We start from the raw sequence: 24487 nt of genomic DNA, 5'->3' as shown, positions 1-24487 counted from the left end.
CCTGTCCTGAACCCGGGCACTCCCGCCCCTTACGGACGTACCGTCGGCCCGGCGCGGCGGTCGACCGCCGACTCTTGTATCACCTCGTGCAGTTAATGGGTGAATCAGGAGGAAACGGTCCGATATCGCTGCGGTACGCCCGGATTCTGGACGAGGTCTTCCGCTCAGCGAACCTGATCGCTACTGTCCGGACAACCAACGCCCCGTGGCGGCACAGCCGCGGAGCGCAGCCGGTCTGCCATGGCCTGCCGGCGGCCCCCGGACGCTCGCCGGCGGAACCGGTGCGCGGCACCCGGGAGCGTCCGCCGTCACTCACTCCGAAGGAGAGGGCGTCGTGACCGCGGAGACCTCCCAGACCCTCGACCGGGGACTGCGTGTCCTCAAACTGCTCGCCGACACGGACCACGGGCTGACCGTCACCGAACTGTCCGGCAAACTCGGTGTCAACCGGACCGTCGTCTACCGGCTGCTCGCCACCCTGGAGCAGCACGCCCTCGTCCGCCGTGACCTCGGCGGCCGGGCCAGAGTGGGTCTCGGCGTACTGCGGCTGGGCCGTCAGGTGCACCCCCTCGTCCGGGAGGCCGCGATGCCCGCACTGCGCTCGCTCGCGGAGGACATAGGCGCGACCGCGCACCTCACCCTCGTCGACGGCGCGGAGGCGCTCGCCGTCGCGGTCGTCGAACCGACCTGGACCGACTACCACGTGGCCTACCGCGCGGGCTTCCGCCACCCCCTGGACCGGGGCGCCGCCGGCAAGGCGATCCTGGCGGCCCGTCAGAGCCCGGCGGGCGAACCCGGTTACACCCTCACCCACGGAGAACTGGAGGCGGGCGCCAGCGGGGCCGCCGCACCGCTCGTCGGAGTGACCGGCATCGAGGGCAGCGTCGGGGTGGTCATGCTCGCGGACTCGGTCCCGGAGCGGGTCGGGCCCCGGGTGGTGGACGCGGCGCGGGAGGTGGCGGACGCGCTGCGTTAATTTTTGGCGCTCGGTTCGCCTCCGAGGCGCCTAAGCGTGTACCGACGGTCGATCGTGCTCGACCGCTCGTTCCTCGCGGCCTCCGCGCGTTCTTCCTTTCGGTACCCGCGCGCCTCTTCGGCTCACTCGCGGAAGACTCGGGAACCCTCACTCCGCGGCGGCACCCGCGCGCGTCTTCGGCTCGCTTGCGAACACTCGGGACCCCCCCACGCCACGGCAGTACCCGCGCCTCTTTGACTCGCTCGCGGAAGACTCGGGAACCCCCACCCCGAGGCAGTACCCACGTGCGTCTTCGGCTCGCTTGCGAATACCTGGGCCCCCGCGCCACGGCATGACCCGCACGCGATTTCGGCCTACTCGCGGAAGACCCGGGAACCCCCACCCCACGGCGGCACCCGCGTGCCTGTTCGGGTCGCTCGCGGGCGGCTCGGGGGGCCTTGTTCTTTGATGTGTCGCAGGGGTGGCCGTGGGCTTCCTCTGTGGCTGGACGGCTTGGTTGGGGGCGTCAGGGGGTGGCGCGGTGGAGGAAGCCGGTCAGGACGTTGTCGGTGATGCGGGCGATGTCGTTGTCGTAGCCGTTGTGGGAGAGGCTGCCCGCCCAGGAGCAGGAGCCGACGCTGAACACGGCGCCGCCGCCCGGGCGTTCGAGGTGGACCACGTCCGAGCGGACACGGTCGCTGGTGCTGCCCGTGACCTCGGCGACCGTGACGTCGAGGTCCTCGACGGCGAGGAGGTACGAGTCGGGGTGCAGGCCCTGTGAGGTCATGAGGACGACACCGTGGGCGGGGGAGCCCGCGCGGGGGTCGTAGCGGTCGATCTCGTAGCCCGCGGCTCCGCCCAGGCTCAGCCCGTAGTCGCCGATGACCTTCGCGTCCGAGACGCCGTCGAAGATCCAGGCGTGGGCCGGGTCCTGGGCGGCGGGGGTCCGCCGGTAGCCGGGTGCCCGGTCGCGGCCGTCGGACTGGGCGGCGAAGCCGACGCCGGTCAGCCGGTGCGGCGGCCGGTCCCGGTAGCGCCACAGGCCCCCGGGCTCGCCGGTGGTCTGGTGGCGCGTCTCCCCGGGACGGGAGTTCCAGGCGCGGGTGCCGTTGATTCCGCGCCGGACCTCGGCGAGGTGCGGCCGGTCGGGGTCGATGCTGGTCACCCAGTAGAAACCGTTGCCGCCGAGGTACATCACCCGCCCGCCGCCGTCCAGGTAGGACTCCAGGGCGAGGAGCATCTCCCGGGTGCTGTACTCGGGATGGGTGCCGGTGACGATCACCGGGTAGCGGGCGAGCAGTCCGGCGCCCTGCTCATGGAGATCGTGGTCGGTGAACGCGTCCCACGGCTCGCCCCGGTGGTCGAGGAAGTCCGCGATGTACAGGTCCGCGCCGAAGCGCTCCGGGGCGCCGGTGTTCCACCAGACGAAGTCCGGGCGCAGATTGGGGATCGGGCGGAGCAGGGAGACCAGCGAACAGCCGGAGCCGTCGGTGTGCTTGTCGTAGACCGAGAGCCCCGCCTCCGGGTGCGCGGCGAGCCAGCGGTCGGCGGGTGCGGGCTCGGTGGTCCCGTCGGCGGGCACCATGCCGCCGTCGCCCGCGGCGACCAGGCGTTCATTGGCGTACGCCAGATAGGTCAGGGTCGGCAGCAGAAAACCGATGCGCGCGGCGGCCGTGCCCCGGGGCGGGGTGACCGTGAACGGCACGTGGTCCACCAGCCCTGCGCCGTCGCGCACCCGGAACGCGTACACGCCGCTCGGCAGACCGTCCGGGACGGTGAGTTCGGCGGTCGGGGTGAAGCCCGCGTCCTCGACGTCGTCCTCGTGGAAGTGCACGGCCGCGTACTGGGCGGGCGCGGAGCGGAAGTCGGTGGTGTCGTCCTGCCAGTGCCGTCCGGTCACCGCCAGCGTGGGGCCGTTGACCAGGCGCAGTGCGCGTACATCGTGGACCCGGGTGCCGAGCCGCAGCTCTTCGATCTTGCCGGTGAAGTGCTCGTGCCCGGCGCCGCTCGCCGCCACCGTCACGGGGCCGGCGGGGGCACTCGCCCCGCACGGGGCCGACCGGATGTCGTCACCCGCCTCCAGCCGCAGGAACCCGGGGCCGAGGGTCACCCCGAGCCTCGTCCAGCGCTCGGCGTCCAGCGGGCGGGCGGACGTCAGCAGGGTCTCGCCGACGCGTGCGGCGGGCGTCCCGTCGCCGTCGAGGAACAGCTCCAGATCACCACGGCTGAGCACCACCTGGCGGCTGCCCCGCGCCGGGCGGGCCGTCCACAGCCACACCGAGAGCCGGTCGGCGGGGCCGGCGTCGTCGAGTACGCCGTACGAGCCCGCCCGGATCCGCTGCAGGCCGCCGGGGTGGGGGCCGTCGACGGCGGAGGGGACCGGCGGTGGGACCGCCGGGGGAGGAGGGCACCGAGATGGGCCCGCTCATCTCCGCCGCCCACCGCGACCGGGTGGCGTCCTACGTGGACGGCGCGCCGGTCGCCTTCGCCGGGGACGCCCCCCGGGGCCCGGGATTCTGGTTCCCGCCGACCGTGCTCGCCCCGGTGTCGCCCCGGCACCGCGCCGTCACGGACGAGGTCTTCGGGCCCGTCGTCGCGGTGCTGCCGTTCGACGACGAAGCGGACGCGGTACGGCTCGCGAACGACACCGAGTACGGCCTCTCCGGCTCGATCTGGACCCGTGACGTCGGCAGGGCCCTGCGGGTCGCGCGCGGGGTCGAGTCCGGGAATCTGTCCGTGAACTCGCACTCCTCCGTCCGTTACTCGACCCCCTTCGGAGGTTTCAAGCAGTCGGGCCTCGGCCGCGAGCTCGGCCCGGACGCGGTGGCCGCGTTCACCGAGGTGAAGAACGTCTTCATCAGCGACCTGTAGGGGCGTACGAGGTGCGGGCGCGGCTCGCGGGCCGACGGCGGCCGTACGGCACGGCGACGGGCTGCTGGCGCCGCGGGGCCCGGCTCCGGGCCGCGCCCGTACCGGGGCCGGGTACGGGCGGCCACCGTGGGTCCCGGCCCCCGGCCGCGCCCGGATAGATTGGCACCCGTGCTCTCCAGCCTCACACGTACCCGTGCCGTCCTCCTCAGCTCCGTGCCCGTCGTCGCGCTGCTCGCCGTCGCCGCGTTCGCGCCGTTGCCGTTCGTCATCGCGCAGCCCGGCAGCACCGCGAACGTGCTGGGGGAGAACAACGGGACCCCGGTGATCTCGATCACCGGGGCGCCGGTGCGCAAGACGGAGGGCGCGCTGCGGATGACGACCATCCTCGCGAGCGGGCCGTCCGCCGACGTGGACGCGCAGGACGTGGTGGACGGCTGGTTCCGGGAGGACCGCTCGGTCCTGCCGAGGGACTCCGTCTACCCGTCGGGCAAGTCCGGGAAAGAGGTCGAGAAGGTCAATCTGCGGGCGATGGAGGAGTCGCAGCACGAGGCCACCCGGGCCGCGCTCGCGTATCTGGGGGAGGACCCGGCCAAGGTCAAGGTCGACCTCAGCCTCGCCGATGTCGGCGGGCCCAGCGCCGGACTGCTCTTCTCCCTCGGGATCGTCGACAAGCTCGACGGCGACGGCGCGGGCGGCGATCTGACCGGCGGCCGGAACATCGCCGGTACGGGGACGATCACCGCCGACGGCCGGGTCGGCGAGGTCGGCGGGGTGTCCCTGAAGACGCAGGCCGCCAAGCGGGACGGCGCGAGTGTGTTCCTCGTCCCCCGGGGCGAGTGCTCGGACGCCCGCGCCGAGCTGCCCGAGGGCCTCCGGCTGATCCCCGTCACCACCCTGAAGGGCGCGGTGGAGTCCCTCCGGGCGCTGGAGCGGGGCGGCGGCGTTCCGTCCTGCTGATCCCCGCGTACCCGGGCGCATCGCCCGGCCCCACGGTGCCCCGGTTCGTCATTCCTGGTCAGGGGTGCGGGGCCTTGAGCGGCCAGATCCACAGGAGCCACTCCTCGACGCCTTCGTAGTACAGCTCCTCGCCGACGAGTAACGCGGCTTCGGCCCGCCCACGGCAATGAGCGCGCAGCCGGTAGGCACCGGGACCCCCGATCCGTACCGGCGAGCCGACCGGGCCGCCGTCCCACTCGCGCAGCAGTACCGTCCCCGCCACGGTGACGAAGCCGGCCTCTTCCACAACCTCCCAGAGCGACTCGTCACCGGGAAGCGGGGCCTCGGGGAACGCTTCGATCCGCACGTACGGGTAGAAGTCGTTCCCTCCGGTACGCAGCACGACGCCACGGCCCCCCGCCACCACGATCCCGGACGACGCGGCCCATCCTTCGGGCGGCGCCACCACGGCGCCCTCGTCGACGAGCTGGAAGTGGCGGTATTCGATGCGGGGAGAGACGTCCTGTACGGAGGAAGGCACCGCGGGAGTGGGCATGTGACCGGTCCTGTTCACTGGATGAACGCCCCCTTCACCGGGCCGGTGAGCACAATGGAGGGGGCTTGGCGACCCATTCGTCGACCTGTCGGAGCTCCGTGCAATGCCGGGGATCGGTGCGGCGGCCCTGAGTGAGCCTGTTGAGGCAGGCTCTTCCATGAGGGTGACCACGGTCTCGGGCTTGCCCGGAGACTGCGCTGCGTCGGCAGGTGTCCCGGCGATCCCCACCAGGAGACACGCGGCGAACGATAACGCGGTAACTGACCGTATGAATTGCTGCATGTATGTCGCCTTCCGTCGAGGACAACAGGCCACGCAGCGCCCCGCCAGCATGTCCATCTGGTGCCTGCAGCTCCAACGGCGCCTGTGGGCCCACGGCGTGAAAGCCAGGGTGGCGGAAGCGAAACCTGGTGGTGAGGTGACCTTGCTCTGTCCCAGGGGAAGGGCATGCCAGGAGGCCTGGACGCCATCGGCGATGGGGCCCGCCACTCACCACCCAGAATGGCTAGAACGCTGTGAAGTGATAGCTCGCCGGAGCCCGGCAGCGGGGGAGCCGGTGAACCGTGCCCGGCCAAGGTCGGGAATCGCCCGGTGAAAGCGTCCGGTGGCGCGGCTGATCCTTCTTGATGTACCCCTGCGTGATCAGCCAGTCCTTCCCCGCCTCGTACGGGGTCCTCACTCGCCAAGTCGACCTGGGCGTTCAGCTCCTGCGCGACGGCCGTGCGCTCAGCTGACCCAGTAGTTCCGCGATCACCGGCCACTGCTCGCACGTCTGCTGCGGATCACGGGTGCCGCGTTGCAGCTGGCGAAGAAGCGCCTGTTGTCCACGAGCGTGCCAGGTCCATCCCATGATCCGGCGGTCCGCGGATCGAAGCGATGCCCGTCAGCATCCCGAGTGGAGACCCGGATCAGGTGAGGATCGGCGGTTAGGGCGTGTGTGATGTTGTGATCAGTGGGTGGGGTTTCAGCCACGCACCGTCGAGCGCGGGCCCTCTTTCGCGCTGCGGAGTGCGGCGTCACTCCGATCGGTTGGTGTGCAGTGTCCGCCAGAACGCACCGAACTCGGGGCCACCCCCGGTGACCTGGTGCCGGAATCGCTTGAGGAACCGCAGTTCGGCCTCGGTCTGACCGAGGCGGTACTCATGCTCGATGAGCCACAGCGGGTCGATGTCCTTCTGCGCGAGGCGGCCTTGCAGCTCCACGGCCCGTTCCTCCAGGGCCCCCTGACGCTGGTCGAGCAGGGCGGTGACCTCGTCCGGCGGCAGCACCGCGATGAGCGCGAGCGCCGCCTCGAAACGGGGGTACTCCTTGACGGGGACGGCCACCAACTCCCGCATTCGATCGCGAAGTTCGGCCGTACCCGTGGGAGTGAGGCGGTAGACGGTGCGCTCGGGACGCTGCCCCTCGCGCACCGTCTCCTGTGCCTCGATGTACCCGTCACGGCTGAGTTGGCCGACGACCATGTAGAGCGAGGCGTGCCGGTACTTGATGCTTTCCTGCGCGTTGCGCTGCTTGAGCAGCTTGCCCAGTTCGTAGGGGTGCATGGGGCGTTCCATGAGGTACGCGAGCACGGCGAGAGCCAACGGATTACTGACGTGCCTGCCCATCCGTCGCCTCCTCGAACCGGCCCTCAGATTACGCCCGGGGCGCGGTCGCCCGCCCGGCGGGACGGGCGGCCTGCCTTCGGCCGCGTCGCGTTCTGCCGCCGGGCTTGTAGAGGGAGAGCAGCAGCGCGGCGACCAGGCTGAAGAGCGCGGTGGTGAACCCCCACAGTACGACCTCCGCGTTCGCGTCGACCTCCGCGACAGTGCCGCCGGTGCGCATGAGCTGCTCCGACTGCTCGACGGCGGACACCACGGCGTCGTGCAGGAAGCCGAACGCCATGACGAGGACGCCGACGGAGATCCCCAGCTTGATGGCCACCCAGCGGTACCTGATCAGGCCCCACTTGGTGGTCAGGCCGAGCGCGACGCCGGTGAGGGTGGTGGCGACGTTGGCCCACGGCAGGAGCGTCTGGTCGAACGTCTCCATGAGCTCGTACGTGACGTGTACGGCGTGGAGATCCGTCCCGGTGAGGGCGACGACGGAGAGCGCGACGAAGACGACGCCGATCCCCACCCAGGCGGCCGAGCTGACGGCATGCACGGCGACCAGAGCCTTGCGCGGGTTCTTGCGCAACTGCCCGGCAAGCAGAGCGAGCGCGGCGACCGCAAGCCAGGAGGCGAGGAGGAGCGCGGCGATGTCGCCCACAAGGAAGCCGTTGACGGCCGCCAGCAGCACCTGTAGCCAGCCGAGCGCGAGCAGGACGGCCCGCGGTGTGCGGGGCCGCACGGTCACGAGCACGGTGAGGGCGCCGGCGACGAGAGCGATGGCACTCCAGAGGGGAGTGCGTAACGCGGGGAGTGTGGCCGGAAAGATGGGCGGCAACTGCGTCATGACCAGCGCGAACACAGTTTGGACGCACAGGAGGGTGCGGGCGCTGGTGGGTATGGATGGCGAGGGATTGACGGGCATGGGCGGGTCCTTGGCCGATTCGGTTAGTCAGTTTCGACTAGTCGATATCGACTATAGGGCCGCGCGTGACCGACCACGAGCCCCATGCGAGGAACTGGGGGGCAATGCGGGGCATCCCCTAGGGCAGGGGCAGCTCCACCCACGGCAGCCGGACCGTACGGGACATCCCGTACCCTTCTCCGTGTCCACCCGCGACGGATCGATCCCGCTCAGCCCGGCGACCCGAGGTGCGGGCGATCGGGAGTAGCCCGTACATCGTCCGGGCGATCGAGGCCGGCACCCCGAGCCCCACGGTCCGTGCCCACCGCCCGCGTCGGCCTGGTCCGTGCCCACCGCCCGAGCCCCACGGTCCGTGCCCACCGCCCGCGTCGGCCTGGTCCGTGCCCACGCCCCGGTTCCGGGTCAGCCCGGGGCGTCCTCCGAGTCCCCGGCCGCCTGCTCGACCAGGGGGATGATCCGCATCGGCACCGGGTTCTCCATGACGATCGCCGTGGAGGCCCGGACGATGCCGTCGAAACCGACGACCCGGTCGATCACCCGCTGGAGATCGGCGTTCGAACGGGCCACCAGACGGCAGAGCATGTCCCCGTGCCCGGTTGTCGTGTGCAGTTCCAGCACCTCCGGCACCCCGCCCAGATGGGCCCGTACATCCGCGCCCTGGCCCTGCTTGATCTCCAGCGTCGCGAAGGCCGTGACGGGGTAGCCGAGGGCCGCCGGATCGACGTCCGGGCCGAATCCGCGGATGACTCCGTGCGACTGGAGCCGGTCCATCCGCGCCTGCACCGTCCCGCGCGCCACGCCCAGCCGGCGCGACGCCTCCAGTACGCCGATACGGGGCTCGCGCGCCAGTAGCACGATGAGCCGGCCGTCCAGTTGATCGATCGCCACAGGGCATCTCCCCCAGAGTGGTCCGCACCGTCGTTCCGATGGTCATCCTGTACAGATGGCCCCCTCATCCTGCATCCGGGCTAGGCAGAATGCCCAGGGGAATGACGAACTATTGCGCACCTTGTGGAACGGGAGGAGCCTGCCCCTATGACTGAGACCATCCATCACCACCCGGACACCGCGCGCGAGGCCGACCCCTTCCCGGTCAAGGGCATGGACGCGGTCGTCTTCGCCGTCGGCAACGCCAAGCAGGCCGCGCACTACTACTCCACGGCGTTCGGCATGAAGCTCGTCGCGTACTCCGGACCGGAGAACGGCAACCGTGAGACGGCCGGTTACGTCCTGGAGAACGGCGCCGCCCGGTTCGTCTTCACCTCCGTCATCAAGCAGTCCACCGACTGGGGAGCCTTCCTCGCGGACCATGTCGCCGCGCACGGCGACGGTGTCGTCGACCTGGCCATCGAGGTCCCGGACGCCCGCGCCGCGTACGCCTACGCCACCGGGCACGGCGCCCGCGGTCTCACCGAGCCGTACGAGCTGAAGGACGAGCACGGCACCGTCGTCCTCGCCGTGATCGCCACCTACGGCCAGACCCGGCACACCCTGGTCGAGCGCTCCGGCTACGACGGCCCCTACCTGCCCGGTTTCACCGCCGCCGACCCGGTCGTCGAGCCGCCCGCCAAGAGGACCTTCCAGGCCATCGACCACTGTGTGGGCAATGTCGAACTCGGCCGCATGAACGAGTGGGTCGCCTTCTACAACAAGGTCATGGGCTTCACCAACATGAAGGAGTTCGTCGGCGACGACATCGCCACCGAGTACTCCGCCCTGATGTCGAAGGTCGTCGCCGACGGCACGCTGAAGGTGAAGTTCCCCATCAACGAGCCCGCCATCGCGAAGAAGAAGTCGCAGATCGACGAGTACCTGGAGTTCTACGGGGGAGCCGGGGTCCAGCACATCGCGCTCGCGACCAACGACATCGTCGGGACGGTACGCGCGATGCGCGCCGCCGGGGTCCAGTTCCTGGACACCCCCGACTCGTACTACGACACCCTCGGCGAGTGGGCCGGGGAGACCCGCGTACCGGTCGAGACCCTGCGCGAGCTGAAGATCCTCGTCGACCGCGACGAGGACGGCTATCTGCTCCAGATCTTCACCAAGCCGGTGCAGGACCGGCCCACGGTCTTCTTCGAGATGATCGAGCGTCACGGCTCGATGGGCTTCGGCAAGGGCAACTTCAAGGCCCTGTTCGAGGCGATCGAGCGCGAGCAGGAGAAGCGCGGCAACCTCTGAGCGTGCGGGGCGCCCGGCCCTCGGCCTTCGGCACGCGGGTGACGGTACGCCGGGACCGACCGGGTGAGCGGCGGCAGGGATCGGCGCGGGCGCTCCACCCGGTCCCGGAGCGCCCCGCCCGGGTCCGGCCACCCCGCCGCTGCTTACGATCGAGCCTGTGTGCGCACATGTGATGATCGCCGAGGACGACGAGAAGCAGGCCGAACTCGTCCGCCGCTACCTCGAACGGGACGGCCACACCGTCACCCTCGTACACGACGGCCGCGCCGCCGTCGAGTCCGTCCGCCACCGCGCCCCCGACCTGCTCGTCCTCGATGTGATGATGCCGAGAACCGACGGCCTGGACGTCCTGCGCATCCTGCGGGCCGAGAAGTACGAACTGCCGGTACTGATGCTCACCGCCCGCTCCACCGAGGACGATCTGCTGCTCGGCCTCGATCTCGGCGCCGACGACTACATGACCAAGCCCTACAGCCCGCGCGAGCTGATGGCCCGCGTCCGCACCCTGCTGCGCCGCACCCGCAGACCCCCGGAAGCCGCTCCCGAGCACCTGCTGACCGCGGGCCCGCTCGTCATCGACCCCGACCGGCACGAGATCACCGTGGACGGTGAGCGGATCGACTGCACCCCCGGGGAGTTCCGCATCCTCGCCGCCATGGCCGCCGAACCCGGCCGGGTCTTCACCCGCGAGCGGCTCCTCCGCGAACTCCACGGCTACGCCCGCTACATAGGCGACCGGACCGTGGACGTCCACATCATGAACCTGCGCAAGAAGATCGAGCCCGCGCCCCGGAGGCCCGCCCTGCTCCTCACGGTCTTCGGCGTCGGATACAAACTGGCCGACCCGGCGAAACGGACCGGCCGTGCGCGACCGTAGGCAGGGACAGGGACAGGGACAGGGACGGCGGCGGCTGCCGCTGCGCAAGAGCCTGCTGGGACGGCTGCTCGCCGTCTCCGCCCTCGTCGCCGCCTGCTCGGTCGCGGCCACCGCCTGGATCGCCGTCCAGACCACATCCGGCGCGATCAAACAGCAGCAGGGACAGAACCTCACCGACGACGCCCGGATCTACAACACCCTCCTCGACCACGCCGCCACCCGCCCCCAGTGGGGCGGAGTGCAGAAGACCGTGCGCGACCTCGCCCGGAAGTACGACCGCCGGATCGCCCTCACCACCCAGAACCGGGAGCCGATCGCCGACTCCGCCACCGGGACGAAGCCCCCCGCGCTCCCGGAGAGGCGTTCGGCCGTCGTCGACCCGCTCGCCACGGACACCGTCCTCGGCCCGACGGCGCCGCGGTACGGCGGCGACACCACCGACCGCATCGACCACCGCGCGGTCGGCCCGTTCCGGCTGACCCGGGCCGAGCGCGACGAACTGCAAGGTGCCGCCGAGAAGGTCGTGGCCTGTCTGCGGGACCTGGGCACCGACGCGGACATCGTCCCGGCCCCGAGCGGACGCCCGTTCGTACGCGTCGTCGGCGCCGAGTCGGACAAGACCGAGCCCTCCTGGTGCGGGTCCGACCGGCTCGGCAAGCCCACCGTCACCGAGCAGAGGGCCCTCCGCGCGCTCAACGGTCTCACCGACGACTGTCTGCGGCGCCAGGGCAGAGACGCCGTACGGCTGCGCCTGGATTTCGCCTCGGAGCCCGAGATCAGGATCGTCCGGGTCGACGGCGTGTTCGTCGTCGGTGCCGGGCAGGGCATCCGTCCCGCGCCGGTCGAGTCCGCCCCCGTGGTGCTGCGACTGGACCCCCAGAAGGCGGGTGCGGACCGGGCCGTCGCGACCTGTGTGGAGGCCGCCCGCCGCGAACAGCTCGCCCCCTATGTCTCCCCTGCCGCCCTGCTGTTCATCGGCGACTCCGGCACCCCCACCGTCCCCGGCTTCGATCTCTCACCGCGCAACACCGCGCGCATCGCCGGAGCCGCCGCTCTCGTCCTCGCCCTGACCGTCGGCGCGTCCGTGCTCGCCGCCACCCGGCTCGTACGGCCGCTGCGCGCGCTGACCGGCGCGGCCCAGCGGCTGAAGGACGGCGAGAGCGCCGATCCCGTACCGGTCCGCTCGGACAACGAGATCGGGCGCCTGGCCGCCGCGTTCAACGACATGGCCGCCCACCGCGCCCGGCTGGAGTCCCAGCGCCGGGAGATGGTCAGCGACGTCGCCCATGAACTCCGTACACCCCTCAGCAATATCCGGGGCTGGCTCGAAGGCGCCCAGGACGGCATCGCCGACCCCGACCCCGCGTTCGTCGCCTCGCTGCTGGAGGAGGCGCTCCAGCTCCAGCACATCATCGACGACCTCCAGGACCTGGCCCAGGCCGACGCGGACGCGCTGCGGCTGCGGCCGGAGCCGGTCCGCCCCGCTGAACTCCTCGGCCAGGTCGCCGCGGCGCACCAGGTCGGGGCCGACTCGTCCGGCGTCACCGTGAAAGTCTCGGTCCCCGCCGGCACACCCCCGCTGACGGCCGATCCGGTACGGCTGCGGCAGGCCGTCGGCAATCTGGTCTCCAACGCCGTACGCCACACACCGCACGGCGGCACCGTCACCCTGCGGGCGTACGGGGACGGGTACGGAGACGGCTCCGGCGACGGCGAGGACACCGGACGGTATGTCGTCCTGGAGGTCGCCGACACCGGCGACGGCATCCCGCCGGACGACCTCCCCCATGTCTTCGACCGCTTCTGGCGGGCCGAGAAGTCCCGCAGCAGGCGCACGGGCGGCAGCGGGCTCGGCCTCGCGATCGTACGGAAGCTGGCGGAGGCACACGGCGGTTCGGCCTCCGCGGAGAGCACGGTGGGGGAGGGGTCGGTCTTCACCCTGCGGCTGCCCGTCGCGGGGCCGGACGGCCCGGCGGCCCACCGGCCGCCGCCCTCGCCCTGATCGCCGCCACACAACGATCTGACAGCTTCTTCACAACTCCGGTCCAGCCTGGCGGTCATGCCCGGACGGCCCGTCACCACGAGGTCGCGCCGGGCACCGAGTCCGAGCTGGAATGGAGCCATCCCCTTATGTCCCCGCGTACCATCCTGCGTTCCCTCGCCATCGCGACCGTCGCCGTCGGCGCCACGGTCGTCCCCATCGCCGTCGCGTTCGCGGAAGCCTCGCCCTCACCCAAGCCCGCGCCCGTCGCCTCGGACCGGAAGGCGGACGACCCGTGCGTCATCTTCTTGGACAAGGAAGGTGTAAAGGACAAGAAGGGTACGAAGGGTGGCAAGGCCGACCCTGACGCCGTCGCGAAGGCCAAGGCCGCGTGCCCGACGGGCGTCATCGTCGATGCCGTACCGCGCGGCGGGGTCGCGGCGGGCGAGCGGCCCGGCACCGCTTCGACCGCGCAGGACGGCGGCACCACCGCGGCCATCACCGGATCGGCCACCGCCGTGCTGCTCGCGGCCGGCGGCTATGTCCTGATCGGCCGCCGCAGGGCCGCGCGCCACGACGGCTGATCCCGCACCCGCCGCGGTGGCACCGCCCCCACCGTCTCACCGGCCGGGCGCTGCCACCGCGGCGGAAGTCCGCAGCCGCCTGGTTCCTGGAGCCCCACGATGACCCGCGTGTCCGTCCGCGCCGCCCTTGCCCTCGCACTCGCCTTCGCCGCCGCCACGGCCTGCTCCCCGGCCACCGTGCCGGAGACCTCACCGCCGTCCGTGGCCCCCGCACCGGCCCCCGCCGCCTCCGTCCCCCCGGCCCGGCCGAACGCCGCCGCTCCCGTCCACGTCACCATTCCCGCCATCGGCGTCAACAGCTCCCTCATGCGCCTCGGCCTCAACCAGGACGGCACGGTCGAGGTCCCGCCCCCCGAGAAGGGCATGACCGCGGGCTGGTACACCGGCGGCGCCGTCCCCGGCGAGCCCGGCCCCGCGGTGATCATCGGCCACAACGACACGAGGTTCGGCCGGGCGGTCTTCCACGACCTCCGCAAACTCACCAAGGGCGCGGACATCTCCGTCCGTAACAGCAAGGGCGTCACCTCCCGCTTCACCGTGACCCGCACCGAAACCGTCAAGAAGACGGCCTTCCCCACCCAGCGCGTCTATGGCCCGGTGAATGGTCGCGAGCTGCGGCTGATCACCTGCGACGGCGGTTTCGACCAGGACGGCCACCCGGTGGACAACCTCATCGTGTACGCGACGCTGGGGTGAGGGGAGTTCGCGTTCTGGGTGGGTTCGGTGGCCCATGAGCGAAGGAGGGCCGGCACGTCGACGGTCGTGATCGCGCAGACCACCGTCGACAACGAGAGCGTTGACCGTTCGCCCTACTGGTCGCCCAGTTCGAGGACCATCGCGGTGTAGAACGGGGCTTCCTCCCAAGGGTGGGACAGGCCGACTTCGCGGTACCCCCATGACACGTACGCGGCCTGAGCCGGGGCCGCCTCAGGCTCGGGCCGCACCGTGAGTGTCACCCGCTCCACGGTCAGGCCCTCCAGCAGCGCGGCATGGAGACCGGCGGCCACGCCCCGCCGACGCCACAGCTTGCGGACCGCGAGCTCAAGGACCGCCCACGTGCGGGCCCCGTCCTCCTGCGTGAAGTCCGCAGGCAACGGCTTCTGCACGCTGCTCCACCAACCGGTGTCGGAAGGCAGCAGGTATCCGTACGTGAATCCGACCACCTGGTCGCCGTCCCGGGCGATGACCAGGCGCATGCCCGGCCGCTGCACATGAAGGACGTAGTGGTCGATGAACTGCGCGACATCGCCGGGGCCTTCCAGGTACGGGGGCTCGGCGTACACCTCCTCGTAGGCGGGGAGGAAGTCGTCGAGCCGGGCGGCGGCCTCCTGGCCCTCGTGGCGCTCAAACGTCAGGTCGGGCATCACGCCGCTCCCTTCGCTTTGCTGTACTGGGTCAGTTGCTCGGCCGCGTCTCTGGCTGAGACTGCGTCGACGTGTCGCAGTGCCCCGGCCACCTCGGCCAGTCGTCGCATGACGCGGCCGGACTCGACCTCTTCCAGGTGTTCCAGGGCTTCTACTGCGCGGGCAGCGCCCTCGTCGACCTCCCCAGCGTCGATCAGGCTGCGGACGAGGGTGAGCCCGTAGAGGGCACGGTTGCGGCCGTAGCTGCTCTCCTGGTGGGCCAGTGCGGCGCGGAGGAACTGGGTGGCGGCCTGGTGGTTGCCGAGTTCGGCGTAGAGGAGGCCTTGGGCGTATTCCAGTTCCGTCGGCCCGTGGAAGGCCGCCCATTCGGGGGAGGGGCGCCCGCGCCCGTTGCGGTCGAGGAGGCGCATGGCGTCGGCCAGGCGTCGGCGGGCCCTCGTGCCGTCGGCCATCAGGGCCAGAGCGCGAGTTCCCCGGGTGGCGCTGATGGATTGAAGCACCGGCGAGCCGAGGCTGGTGGCGCGTTCTTGGGCGGCGCGTGCCAGGTCGAGGCCGTCACGTGCCCGGCCTTCATAGGTCGCCTGCAAGCTCATCTGGGAGAAGACCCGGATTTCGAGATCGGCGTCCCGGAGCACGGTTGCTGTGGTCAGGGCTTCGCCCCAGTATCGGCGGGCGTTGTCCTGGTCGTCTGCGTCGAAGTGCAGCCAGCCGCAGTATCCGGCGATCTCCCCGGACAAGAGTTGGAGCTGACGGCCGATCGTGTCGGGGTACTTGCCGGTGTTGATGACTCGGCGGACGCGGCGCAGGTGCCGGATGGCCAGCGAGCGGACGGCTGTGCCGCCGTAGGCATCGTCGAGATGGTAGAGGGAGCGCAGTCCTTCACGGAGCTCGACGAGATGGGTTGTGCCGACGGCACCGGAGTTCCCAGGCGGAGTTAATGGCCGGACGTGTGCGGGCAGGCGTACGGCCGCGGCTGCGCCGAGGGAGTCGGCAAGGAATGCGCGTCTGTCCACGGGAGGCGTACCTCTCTCTGCGGTGAAAGGTTCACCCCCCACCGTTGCACCTGGCGGGGGCCCGGGAAAGCCGAGTTGGCTCGGGCAGACGCCGAACATGGTGTGCAGCACTCGCCAGGCACGTGCCCTGGGCGCCGGTGGCGCGGGCTGCCGCCAGCGGCGGTACTGGCGGTCGGTCAGTGTGACCGCCTCACCGAGAACGTCCGCAGCCGCCTGGAATGCCCGTAAGAAGTCCGCCGGCCTTTCCCAGCCGTGCGTGATGCATGCGCGCTCGAAGGATGTCAGGTCCACCCGTAACCCCCGGTGATCTGGTCGCACTGACCGTAGCGGTCCTGGGGTGGATGGAAAGACCGCTTGCGGTGAAAAGTCCGGCCCAAAGTCCGTCTGAACGTCCGGCGGCGCCCATTGCCCGGTAGTTGGCTCGTATATCAGGAAGCCGACGAGGTGAGTCCAACCGTTGGCTGTCGCAATAGACCAGCTTGGGGGCGTCGAGCAATGCCGAGCACACACATTCCAGAACCGGCAGCGGTTCTTGCTGCCGTGCCGACGACCGGACGGTGAGGGCGTTGGTGAGCCTCGAATCCCCCGAGTCGGGTGAGCCGCCCGTGCGGTCGGCTCTGTGGTGGCCGCCGTGTACCTGTGGACGGCCGGTGTGTCCGGACGCGCCTGCCGCCGAGGGGCGAACGGAGCCGCAAGAGGTGGGGTCGGACTCGCCGACGATACGGGATCTGCGGGCCCGCATGCGGGAGGCCAACTCCCGGCCCGAGCGGAGGATCTGATGGACCTCCACACGTGGAAGGCGGCTCGCGACAACGCGGGGCGCGCGGCGGAGGGCCTTCGGGCGGCGCTGCGTGAGGTCGGTGTGCCGGAGCGGGACTGGACTCCGATCCGTCCGGTGGTGCACCCTGCCCGGGCGTTCGTGTATGTCGGGATACTCCGGGTGGACGCCGTCGACCGGCTCGTCGCCTCCGTGCTGCCGGAGCGGTGGCGACCTGCCGGGGCGGGGACCACCTCCGGGGTGGGGACCACCTCCGGGGTGGGCGACACCGACGAACCGGCCGGCGTTGATGCCTTACGGACCATCTGCGGTGCGCGGACCGTGCTGCCGGCGGAGATCGTTGAGCACGCGGTCGACCTCGTCACCGAGGACGAGCCCCCGTCGGTCTGCGTGAGTCCGCGGTGTCTCATGGAGGCCCATGCCGGTCCTCATTGCGGCAGAGTGCGCCACCTCGACGACCCCCGGCCCGGTGAGGTGTGGGCCGAGTGGGACGGTGCCGGGCGGCACCGGCTCCTGCTGCGGCCCGACTGCCCCGCCCTGAAGGGGACGGGCTCCCAGGAACAGGCGTGCGACCTGTATGCCCTGCACCCCGGCGCGCACAGCTTCGGCCTCGCCGAGCCGCCGCAGGCCGAGCCCGAACCGTAGAGACTCCCCGCCCGCGTCGCACGTCCCGGCCCGGTGTCCGGACGCCCGGACCGGTCGGCCTTCCGAGGAACTGGATCAGCCATGCCGCATGCCCTTGCCCGACGGTTCGCCCGCTTGGTCCGCTTACTGTCCCACCGTCGCCACCGGGTCGGCCGTCACCGCACCCGGACCCGAGCCACCCTGCCCGTCCCGGTGCCGCCGGGGCCCGGGAGCCCGTGGTCCCGCCCCTGGACGAGTCCCACGAAGGAGGAGGCCCGCGCGTACTTCCGGGAGCTGTCCGAGACGACGCTCCCGCTGCGCGTCGTGAGGCCCCGTCGCTCACCCCTGTACATCGCCCCGCACGGCATCGCCCTTCAGCAGATGGCGGACGTCCCGGGACGGCCCGGATGACCCTGGAGAGCCTGCTCGCCGACCTGCCGCCCGCTCTGGCCGAGGTCTGCTGCGTCTGCGAACGGATCACGGTCGCGCCCGTCGAGGCGGGGCGCGGTCGCTACGTCTGCCCCGAGGACGCGCCCGCAGTCGTCCCGGGCCCCGTGCCCGGGGAGTACGCCACCTGCGCCCCCGAAGGAATATCCGGTGAGCCTTCTCCCCGTGAGCATCGTCCGCCCAGTGAGTACCGCCCGCCTCAATCACGCGGCCCTCGGTGAACCGGAGGCCGGGGGCGCGTACATCGCCGACGAGCGCCTGGTGCGGCTGTTGGCCCACCTGGGCTCCCCGTGAGCGACTCGGCACGCGCGAACCGTGCCTCCACGTCCGCGCCATGCGCTTCGTGCCGGAGAGCCGGTCATCCGTCAGGTGCTGGAGACCGGCCCCGGTCCGCCTCCGCACACCACCCCCGCCACGCATAGGATTTTCCGGCAGCACCGCGGCAGCCGGTCCCGTGTGCTGTACGCCGATCACGACCCGATGGTCGTGGCACACCTCAACGCCTTCGGCGGGGGAGACGGCGTCCGGTCCGTCGTCGCGGACCTGTGCAGACCTGCGCAGACCTTGCTACCGGCCAGTGGGAGAACGATGGACGCGAACACCTGGGAGCCGGTCTACCGGCTCCGTGGATGGCTCGATGAGAACGCCGGCGGTCAGACCGAGAGGGAGCGCTGTCTCCTGCGCGTACTCAAGATCGGCGAGGAGTACGGAGAGGTCGCCGAGGCGGTGCACGGTGTGATGGGCGCCAATCCCCGCAAGGGCGAGTCCCACACCTGGGACGACGTCCACAAGGAGTTGTGCGACGTGATCGTGACGAGCATGGTCGCGCTCGCCACCTGTACGCCGGACGCGGCGAAGGTGCTGGACGACCGGCTTCGGCACCTCGTCGACCGTGCCCTGCCGACCGGCGAGGACGCGCGGTAGCGGGGTGGCTTCCGCCTGGTGGGCCGAGGCGGGCCGAAGCGGTGGGCGAGTGCAGGTCAGGGCGTTGTGAAGGGCCCCGAGAGGGGGCTTCGGGGGCCTCACTCGCGGGTCGTACCCGTGCCCCGGGCAACGGTGCCCGCACCCGGAGTACCCGCACCCGCACCCGCCGCCGTACCGGAAGCACCCGCCGCACCCGCCGCCGTACCGGAAGCACCCGCCGTACCGGGAGCGCCTGCCGCCGCGCCCGGGGCTCCCGGCGCCCCACTCGTGTCCCCGCCCTCGCCCTCCCCTTCTCTCCCCGTCATCCCCTTCGGTCCCCCTTCCCCCGGCTCCCCCAGAGCCGCCAGCGTCCTGCGTGCCGCGGGCGCGAGGAGCGGAGAGAAGTAGGGGTTGATGCGGAGCGCCTCCGCGATATGGCGCCGGGCGGGGCCGTCCAGCGCGAGAGCCCGCTCGATCTCCCCGCGGTGGTAGGCGAAGAGCGGACGCCGCGGCCCGTCCTTCGTCGCCCGCCTCGCGAACGGCAGCGCCTCCCTCGCCCGGCCCGCCCGGAACAGCGCCCACCCCAGCGCGTCCGCCATCTGCACACTGTGCCGCCCCCGGTCCCACTCCGCCCGCAGCCTGCGGACCGCCGCGTCCGCATCCCCGTGATCCGCCTCGTACCGGCCGAGCACCAGCTCCACGTTCACCCCGTGCTCCGCCGCCTCCTCCGCGGACGTGCGCACTCTCTCGTACTGGCTGACCGCGCCCCCGTCGAGACCCAGCGACGAGTACAGCTCGGCCACCTCCAGCGCGTACTCCGGCAGCGGCATCTTCGCCAGCGCCGCCTGGTAGTCGCGGAACGCCTCCTTCGAGCGGCCGAGCGCCCCCAGCGCCCGCCCCCGGGACGCCAAGGCCACATGGTGGTCGGGGGCCAGCCGCAGCGCCACGCTGTAGCTGTCCACCGCCTCCGCCGGCTCACCCCGCTCCCACGCCAGCTCCCCGAGCCGCCACAGCGCGGCCGCCTTCTCCGCGGGGCCCTGCGCGGCGCCCACCGCGTCGTACGCGTTCGCCGCCGCGTCCTCACGCCAGCCCCGGTCGCGGTAGACCTGCGCGGACACCGCCCGCGCCCGCGAACCGGCGTACAGCTTCTGCAGGCTGTCCAGCGACTTGCCGACGGACTTGTGGTCGCCGAGCCCGCTGTACGTCTCGATCAGCACCGGGTACACCGTCCACCGGCGCGGCCGCTGCTTCCGCGCCAGCTCGGCGAAGCCGCGTGCCGCGGGGAAGTCCTGGCGCGCGTTGGCGAGCGCCGCGAGCCCGAGCAGCGCCTCGGTGTTGCCCTTCTCGCCCGGCATGACCTTCAGCGACCGCCGCAGTGCCTTCTCCGCCTTCGGATACGCGGTCCACTCCGCGAGCCGCACTCCCCGCTCGGTGTACGCGGCGCCCAGCACCGCCCAGGACTCCTCGTCCCGGGGGTGCTTCGCCAGCCACCGCTCCCGGTCGGCGATCAGCGCGCCGAGATCCGCGAGCGACGCGGGAGCACCCGCACCCGCCGCGGCCCTGGCCCGCGCGGCCGCTCCCGGTGAGGGCGGCGGGGCCGGCTCATCCCTGGGGACGAGTACGACGACCCCGGTGGCCAGGGCCCCGGCGACGAGCGTGCCGACCGCCGCGTTCTTCCACACTTCGCCGTTCATGACGATCACTGTGCGTCAGGTTGACGTCGGTACGAAGAACGCTCCCCGCCCTGTGCGGCGGAAGGGGGGACGGGTTCACACCGATGGCCCCGGGTGCGACGCTGGGATCATGGACGATCCCGCGGAACTCCTCGTACGACTGCGCGCCGGGCTCCCCGCCGAGGCCCTGATCACCGACCCGGACGTCATGACCTCCTACGGACGGGACATGGCGAGCTTCTGCGACGCGGGCGCCCCCGCCGCCGTGGTCCTGCCGCGCACCGTCGAGCAGGTCCAGCACGTGATGCGCACGGCCACCGCCCTGCGGGTGCCGGTCGTCCCGCAGGGCGCCCGCACCGGCCTGTCGGGCGCGGCCAACGCCTCGGACGGCTGCATCGTGCTCTCGCTCACGAAAATGGACCGCATCCTGGAGATCAGCCCGGTCGACCGCATCGCCGTCGTCGAACCGGGCGTGATCAACGCCGTGCTCTCCCGCGCGGTGAACGAGCACGGCCTCTCCTACCCTCCCGACCCCTCCAGCTGGGAGACGTGCACGATCGGCGGGAACATCGGCACCGCGTCGGGCGGACTGTGCTGTGTGAAGTACGGGGTGACGGCGGAGTACGTCCTCGGTCTCGACGTCGTCCTCGCCGACGGCCGGCTGCTGTCCACCGGCCGCCGCACCGCGAAGGGCGTCGCCGGATACGACCTCACCCGGCTCTTCGTCGGCTCCGAGGGCAGCCTCGGCATCGTCGTCAAGGCGGTGCTGGCGCTGCGGCCCCGGCCGCCGGAGCAGCTCGTGCTGGCGGCCGAGTTCCCGAGCGCGGCGGCGGCCTGTGACGCCGTCTGCGCGATCATGGAGCGCGGCCACACCCCGTCGCTGCTGGAACTGATGGACCGTACGACGATCCGCGCCGTCAACGCCCTGGCGAACATGGGGCTGCCCGACTCCACCGAGGCCCTGCTGCTGGCCGCGTTCGACACCCCCGACCCGGCGGCCGACCTGGCCGCCGTCGGGAAGCTGTGCACGGCCGCGGGCGCCACCGAGGTCGTGCCCGCCGACACGGTCGCCGAGTCCGAACTCCTCCTCCAGGCCCGCAGGCTGTCGCTCACCGCCCTGGAGGCCGTGAAGTCGGCGACGATGATCGACGACGTGTGCGTACCGCGCTCCCGGCTGGGCGCGATGATCGAGGGCACGGCCGCCGTCGCCGGCAAGTACGGCCTCACCATCGGCGTCTGCGCCCACGCGGGCGACGGCAACACCCATCCCGTCGTCTGCTTCGACCACACCGACCCGGACGAATCCCGGCGCGCCCGGGAGTCCTTCGACGAGATCATGGCCCTCGGTCTGGAACTCGGCGGCACGATCACGGGCGAGCACGGGGTCGGCGTCCTGAAGAAGGAGTGGCTGGCACGCGAACTCGGCCCGGTGGGCGTGGAGGTGCAGCGGGGCATCAAGCGCACGTTCGACCCGCTGGGCATCCTCAACCCGGGCAAGCTGTTCTGAGCGGGCGCCCGGGCCGTTCGGCCGGGCGGGTCCTGGCCCGTCCGGCCACGCGCGGGCGCCGGCGCCGGTACGGACCGGGTGACCCAGCCGGTACGGACCGGGCGGCGACCCGGGCAGGACGGCCGGGTCCCCGCCGGGAGAGGCAGGGGGAGGGCCCGGCCGCGCGCTCTCAGGCATCGCCGTCCGGGAACTCGTCCGAGGGAAAGGGAATCGGCCCCCGTGCCCAGCGTCCGTCGGCGGGGTGGTGCGCGAGCAGCCCGGCGATCCCGTCGTCGATGTCGAGCGCGGCGGTCTCCGACCCCGGCGGGATCACCCGGAGCGTCCGCTCCAGCCACGCCGACACCACGGCGGACGGCGCTTCGAGGAGCGCGTCGCCGTCGGGGGAGCTGAGCGCCATCAGGATGACGCTCCTGCCCTCCGCCTTGGTCGGCCAGATCCGCACATCGCCGTGCCCGCAAGGCCGGAACACCCCTTCCACCAGCAGCTCGCGCGCGAACGTCCACTTGACGGGGTTGTCGGAGCCGATGTGGAAGGTGATGTGCACGGCGTACGGGTCGTCCGTACGGTAGGCCAGCCGCGCGGGCACCGGGATGCTCAGCTCCGGCGACAGCACCAGTTTCAGTTCCAGTTCGCGTTCCACCACGGAGTGCATGACAGGTTCTCTCCCCTATGTCCGTACGGACCCGGTGTGGGTCCTGCCAGGAGAGAGCGGGCCCGTGGCGGTTCATTACGCGACTTCGGGAGACTTTTTTCGGACTACTTTCCGTAAAGCTCGGGCCCATGGTCAGGCCCGAGTTCCGCCGCGGGCGGGCGGAGGGCAGTCGGACGGGGAGCAGCGGGCGACGGCGGACGGGGAGCAGCGGGCGGCGGCGGACGGGGAGCAGCGGGCGGCGGCGGACGGGGAGCAGCGGGCGGCGGCGGACGGTGGGCAGGTGGGTGCGGGGCGCGTGGGGCGTCGGCCGGAGAGGGCGACGGAAGCGACGGCCAGGACGGCACGAGACAAGGGGAGACAGAAGGGAGAGGTGCGGCGAAGCCACCGTAAGAGGGTGAGGGAACATACCGGAAAGTGGCCGTTACTCCGGGACGGGCCCGGGGTTGTGTGAGGGTCTGATAGATGTGGAGCCTTGAACAAGGCTCGCGAGGAGATACGGGACCGGTGATGAGCGCCCCAACCCCGCACGGCGGCGACGGCAGTCCGACGCCCGGCTACTATCCGGATCCATCCATCCCGGGATATGTCCGGTACTGGAACGGTGCGGCCTGGGTGCCGGGTACCAGCCGTCCCGCGCCCAAGGACGACGACGCGGCGGCCGTGACATCCGGCCGGGCGGCCGCCGACCGGGCCCCGGCACAGTCCGCAGCCCCGTCCGCCGCCCCGGCCCGGGCCGCCGACCGCACCCCGGCGCCGGGAACGAACCCGCCCCCGCCCGGCGCGAGGACCCCGGAGCCCTCCGCGTCCGCCCGGACTCCCGCACCCGCCACGCCCGCCACGCCCGCCACGCCCACGCCCGCCACGCCGTCGACACCCGCCGCCGCGGCGCCCGCGCCCGCGCGCCTGGAGGAGACCGGTCCGGTCTTCCTCGACGAGGAGCCGTCCGACCAGCCGTCCCGGCCGGAACCCGCCACCGCCTGGCAGGCCACCACCTCGCGCCAGACCGGGTTCGGCGGCGAGCGGGACAACCGGGTCGCGTGGGGCGGCCCCGAGCCGGCCGCGCCCTCCGCCGATCCGCGCGTACCGCCCCAGGGCGCCTCCTCGTCCGGCGGCGCACCGTCCGCCGATCCGTCCGGCGGCGCGCTGCCCGGCGTACGGTCGGCGGCGCCGGGACCGCAGCGGGAGGCCGCCGCCCTCGTGCAGCGGCCCCCGGCATCCGGTGCGGGCGCGGCTCCCGAGCACACCGTCACCATCCGCGCCCAGGGCCCCCGGTCCGCCGCCGGGCAGCAGCCCGAACAGGCGCTGAGCGTGCGGTCCATGACCCCCGGCGCGGGACCGGCGTCGCCCCTTCCGCCGGCTCCCGCTCCCACGCCGTCCCCCGCACAGCCCCAGGTGCCCGAGCAACCGCGGGCGGCGCAGCCCGACCCCGTCACCCCCGGCCCCGGCGGAGGCTCGGCCTCGTGGGCGCAGGAGGTGCACCGGCTCGCCCGGCCCGAGGGGGAGCAGCCCGTCGTGCCGTGGAAGCCCCCGGCCGACGACCCCTTCCTCCGGGCCGCCCAGGCGCAGGCCGCCGCCCGGCCCGCGCCGCTCGGCAAGCGGCTGGTCGCCCGGCTGATCGACAGCGTGGTGCTCGGCGCCCTCGTGGGGGCCGTCGCCGTGCCCGTACTGTCCCGGACGGTCGCCCACATCGACGAGAAGATCGAGGCGGCCAAGCAGTCCGGCGAGACGGTCACGGTCTGGCTCCTGGACGGCACCACCGGCGTGCATCTCGCGATCGTCCTCGGCGCGCTGCTGGTGCTGGGGACGCTGTACGAGGCGGTGCCGACCGCGAAGTGGGGCCGTACGCTCGGCAAGAAGCTGTGCGGGCTCACGGTGGTGGACATCGAGTCGCACGAGCCCCCGTCGTTCGGGACGGCCCTGCGCCGCTGGCTGGTCTACTCGGTGCTCGGTCTGATCGTCGTCGGCGTGGTCAATGTGCTCTGGTGCCTGGTCGACCGGCCGTGGCGGCAGTGCTGGCACGACAAGGCCGCGCACACCTTCGTCACCCGGCGGCCCGCCCGCTGACCCCGCC

Annotated in this window: 20 protein-coding genes and 1 pseudogene; 12 read left to right on the top strand and 9 right to left on the bottom strand. The window is 72.1% G+C overall.

Annotated elements, in window-relative coordinates:
* Nucleotides 1–334 precede the first annotated feature (334 nt).
* Entirely contained in the window at nucleotides 335–976 is a 642-nt protein-coding gene (locus tag ACFYT4_RS17805) for an IclR family transcriptional regulator (RefSeq protein ID WP_389269416.1), read from the top strand.
* Between the two features lie 505 nt (nucleotides 977–1481).
* Here ACFYT4_RS17805 and ACFYT4_RS17800 read toward each other — a convergent pair.
* A complete protein-coding gene (locus ACFYT4_RS17800) occupies nucleotides 1482–3233 on the bottom strand; it encodes a N,N-dimethylformamidase beta subunit family domain-containing protein (RefSeq protein ID WP_389269414.1) in 1752 nt (583 codons plus the stop codon).
* 98 nt (nucleotides 3234–3331) lie between these two features.
* Here ACFYT4_RS17800 and ACFYT4_RS17795 point away from each other — a divergent pair.
* Both ACFYT4_RS17795 and ACFYT4_RS17790 read left to right on the top strand, forming a co-directional pair.
* Nucleotides 3332–3826: pseudogene (locus ACFYT4_RS17795) on the top strand (aldehyde dehydrogenase family protein); the annotation flags it as partial.
* A 168-nt stretch (nucleotides 3827–3994) separates the two neighbouring features.
* Nucleotides 3995–4783 (top strand): S16 family serine protease, encoded by a 789-nt coding sequence (locus tag ACFYT4_RS17790; RefSeq protein WP_389269412.1) that lies wholly within the window; start codon nucleotides 3995–3997, stop codon nucleotides 4781–4783.
* Nucleotides 4784–4841: 58 nt separating this feature from the next.
* On the opposite strand, the gene ACFYT4_RS17785 is transcribed toward ACFYT4_RS17790, so the two are convergent.
* From ACFYT4_RS17785 to ACFYT4_RS17770, 4 genes are all read right to left on the bottom strand, one after another.
* On the bottom strand, nucleotides 4842–5318 hold the full coding sequence (locus ACFYT4_RS17785; RefSeq protein WP_389269410.1) for a hypothetical protein: 477 nt from the start codon (nucleotides 5316–5318) through the stop codon (nucleotides 4842–4844).
* A gap of 1016 nt (nucleotides 5319–6334) precedes the next feature.
* Nucleotides 6335–6925: a PadR family transcriptional regulator gene (locus ACFYT4_RS17780; RefSeq protein WP_389269408.1), complete on the bottom strand. Its 591-nt coding sequence runs from the start codon at nucleotides 6923–6925 to the stop codon at nucleotides 6335–6337.
* Nucleotides 6926–6953: 28 nt separating this feature from the next.
* Nucleotides 6954–7832 carry a hypothetical protein gene (locus ACFYT4_RS17775; protein WP_389269406.1) on the bottom strand — a complete coding sequence of 293 codons (879 nt, stop codon included), beginning with the start codon at nucleotides 7830–7832 and terminating at the stop codon, nucleotides 6954–6956.
* Nucleotides 7833–8234: 402 nt separating this feature from the next.
* Nucleotides 8235–8720 (bottom strand): Lrp/AsnC family transcriptional regulator, encoded by a 486-nt coding sequence (locus ACFYT4_RS17770; protein ID WP_389269404.1) that lies wholly within the window; start codon nucleotides 8718–8720, stop codon nucleotides 8235–8237.
* A 147-nt stretch (nucleotides 8721–8867) separates the two neighbouring features.
* Here ACFYT4_RS17770 and hppD point away from each other — a divergent pair, with 147 nt between their 5' ends.
* From hppD to ACFYT4_RS17745, 5 genes are all read left to right on the top strand, one after another.
* Nucleotides 8868–10013 carry a 4-hydroxyphenylpyruvate dioxygenase gene (hppD, locus tag ACFYT4_RS17765; protein WP_389269402.1) on the top strand — a complete coding sequence of 382 codons (1146 nt, stop codon included), beginning with the start codon at nucleotides 8868–8870 and terminating at the stop codon, nucleotides 10011–10013.
* Nucleotides 10014–10170: 157 nt separating this feature from the next.
* Complete coding sequence (locus ACFYT4_RS17760) at nucleotides 10171–10890, top strand: response regulator transcription factor (protein ID WP_389269400.1); 720 nt, start codon at nucleotides 10171–10173, stop codon at nucleotides 10888–10890.
* Nucleotides 10877–12892 (top strand): sensor histidine kinase, encoded by a 2016-nt coding sequence (locus ACFYT4_RS17755; protein ID WP_389269398.1) that lies wholly within the window; start codon nucleotides 10877–10879, stop codon nucleotides 12890–12892. Before ACFYT4_RS17760 ends, ACFYT4_RS17755 begins: the two co-directional genes overlap by 14 nt.
* A gap of 128 nt (nucleotides 12893–13020) precedes the next feature.
* The gene (locus ACFYT4_RS17750) at nucleotides 13021–13455 is read left to right on the top strand and encodes a hypothetical protein (RefSeq protein WP_389269396.1); all 435 of its coding nucleotides are present in this window, start codon (nucleotides 13021–13023) and stop codon (nucleotides 13453–13455) included.
* Between the two features lie 99 nt (nucleotides 13456–13554).
* Nucleotides 13555–14151 carry a class F sortase gene (locus ACFYT4_RS17745; protein ID WP_389269394.1) on the top strand — a complete coding sequence of 199 codons (597 nt, stop codon included), beginning with the start codon at nucleotides 13555–13557 and terminating at the stop codon, nucleotides 14149–14151.
* Between the two features lie 113 nt (nucleotides 14152–14264).
* Here ACFYT4_RS17745 and ACFYT4_RS17740 read toward each other — a convergent pair whose 3' ends face one another.
* Together ACFYT4_RS17740 and ACFYT4_RS17735 are read right to left on the bottom strand one after the other, a co-directional pair.
* Nucleotides 14265–14819: a GNAT family N-acetyltransferase gene (locus ACFYT4_RS17740; RefSeq protein WP_389269392.1), complete on the bottom strand. Its 555-nt coding sequence runs from the start codon at nucleotides 14817–14819 to the stop codon at nucleotides 14265–14267.
* A complete protein-coding gene (locus tag ACFYT4_RS17735) occupies nucleotides 14819–15832 on the bottom strand; it encodes a hypothetical protein (protein WP_389269390.1) in 1014 nt (337 codons plus the stop codon). Before ACFYT4_RS17735 ends, ACFYT4_RS17740 begins: the two co-directional genes overlap by 1 nt.
* A 778-nt stretch (nucleotides 15833–16610) precedes the next feature.
* On the opposite strand from ACFYT4_RS17735, the gene ACFYT4_RS17730 reads away from it, so the two are divergent.
* Complete coding sequence (locus tag ACFYT4_RS17730; protein ID WP_389269388.1) at nucleotides 16611–17255, top strand: hypothetical protein; 645 nt, start codon at nucleotides 16611–16613, stop codon at nucleotides 17253–17255.
* Between the two features lie 741 nt (nucleotides 17256–17996).
* A complete protein-coding gene (locus ACFYT4_RS17725; protein WP_389269386.1) occupies nucleotides 17997–18605 on the top strand; it encodes an SAM-dependent methyltransferase in 609 nt (202 codons plus the stop codon).
* A 98-nt stretch (nucleotides 18606–18703) separates the two neighbouring features.
* On the opposite strand, the gene ACFYT4_RS17720 is transcribed toward ACFYT4_RS17725, so the two are convergent.
* The gene (locus ACFYT4_RS17720) at nucleotides 18704–20278 is read right to left on the bottom strand and encodes a hypothetical protein (RefSeq protein ID WP_389269384.1); all 1575 of its coding nucleotides are present in this window, start codon (nucleotides 20276–20278) and stop codon (nucleotides 18704–18706) included.
* A gap of 109 nt (nucleotides 20279–20387) precedes the next feature.
* Between ACFYT4_RS17720 and ACFYT4_RS17715 the strand changes: the two genes are divergently transcribed.
* A complete protein-coding gene (locus tag ACFYT4_RS17715; RefSeq protein WP_389269382.1) occupies nucleotides 20388–21764 on the top strand; it encodes an FAD-binding oxidoreductase in 1377 nt (458 codons plus the stop codon).
* A 169-nt stretch (nucleotides 21765–21933) separates the two neighbouring features.
* On the opposite strand, the gene ACFYT4_RS17710 is transcribed toward ACFYT4_RS17715, so the two are convergent.
* On the bottom strand, nucleotides 21934–22416 hold the full coding sequence (locus tag ACFYT4_RS17710; RefSeq protein WP_389269380.1) for an SsgA family sporulation/cell division regulator: 483 nt from the start codon (nucleotides 22414–22416) through the stop codon (nucleotides 21934–21936).
* Nucleotides 22417–22923: 507 nt separating this feature from the next.
* Between ACFYT4_RS17710 and ACFYT4_RS17705 the strand changes: the two genes are divergently transcribed.
* A complete protein-coding gene (locus tag ACFYT4_RS17705; RefSeq protein ID WP_389269378.1) occupies nucleotides 22924–24480 on the top strand; it encodes an RDD family protein in 1557 nt (518 codons plus the stop codon).
* Nucleotides 24481–24487: the final 7 nt, after the last annotated feature.

The sequence above is a fragment of the Streptomyces sp. NPDC004609 genome, assembly GCF_042873655.1.
Taxonomy (GTDB): Bacteria; Actinomycetota; Actinomycetes; order Streptomycetales; family Streptomycetaceae; genus Streptomyces.
The sequence above is the reverse complement of the archived record's forward strand: the minus strand, read 5'-3'. Positions and strand labels throughout refer to the sequence as shown.

Bases quoted from the DNA above. Each gene is read 5' to 3' on its own strand.
- ACFYT4_RS17785 (WP_389269410.1), bottom strand. From the start codon at position 5,318: ATGCCCACTCCCGCGGTGCCTTCCTCCGTACAGGACGTCTCTCCCCGC.
- ACFYT4_RS17780 (WP_389269408.1), bottom strand. From the start codon at position 6,925: ATGGGCAGGCACGTCAGTAATCCGTTGGCTCTCGCCGTGCTCGCGTAC.
- ACFYT4_RS17775 (WP_389269406.1), bottom strand. From the start codon at position 7,832: ATGCCCGTCAATCCCTCGCCATCCATACCCACCAGCGCCCGCACCCTC.
- hppD (WP_389269402.1), top strand. From the start codon at position 8,868: ATGACTGAGACCATCCATCACCACCCGGACACCGCGCGCGAGGCCGAC.
- ACFYT4_RS17750 (WP_389269396.1), top strand. From the start codon at position 13,021: ATGTCCCCGCGTACCATCCTGCGTTCCCTCGCCATCGCGACCGTCGCC.
- ACFYT4_RS17745 (WP_389269394.1), top strand. From the start codon at position 13,555: ATGACCCGCGTGTCCGTCCGCGCCGCCCTTGCCCTCGCACTCGCCTTC.
- ACFYT4_RS17740 (WP_389269392.1), bottom strand. From the start codon at position 14,819: ATGCCCGACCTGACGTTTGAGCGCCACGAGGGCCAGGAGGCCGCCGCC.
- ACFYT4_RS17730 (WP_389269388.1), top strand. From the start codon at position 16,611: ATGGACCTCCACACGTGGAAGGCGGCTCGCGACAACGCGGGGCGCGCG.
- ACFYT4_RS17720 (WP_389269384.1), bottom strand. From the start codon at position 20,278: ATGAACGGCGAAGTGTGGAAGAACGCGGCGGTCGGCACGCTCGTCGCC.
- ACFYT4_RS17715 (WP_389269382.1), top strand. From the start codon at position 20,388: ATGGACGATCCCGCGGAACTCCTCGTACGACTGCGCGCCGGGCTCCCC.
- ACFYT4_RS17710 (WP_389269380.1), bottom strand. From the start codon at position 22,416: ATGCACTCCGTGGTGGAACGCGAACTGGAACTGAAACTGGTGCTGTCG.
- ACFYT4_RS17705 (WP_389269378.1), top strand. From the start codon at position 22,924: ATGAGCGCCCCAACCCCGCACGGCGGCGACGGCAGTCCGACGCCCGGC.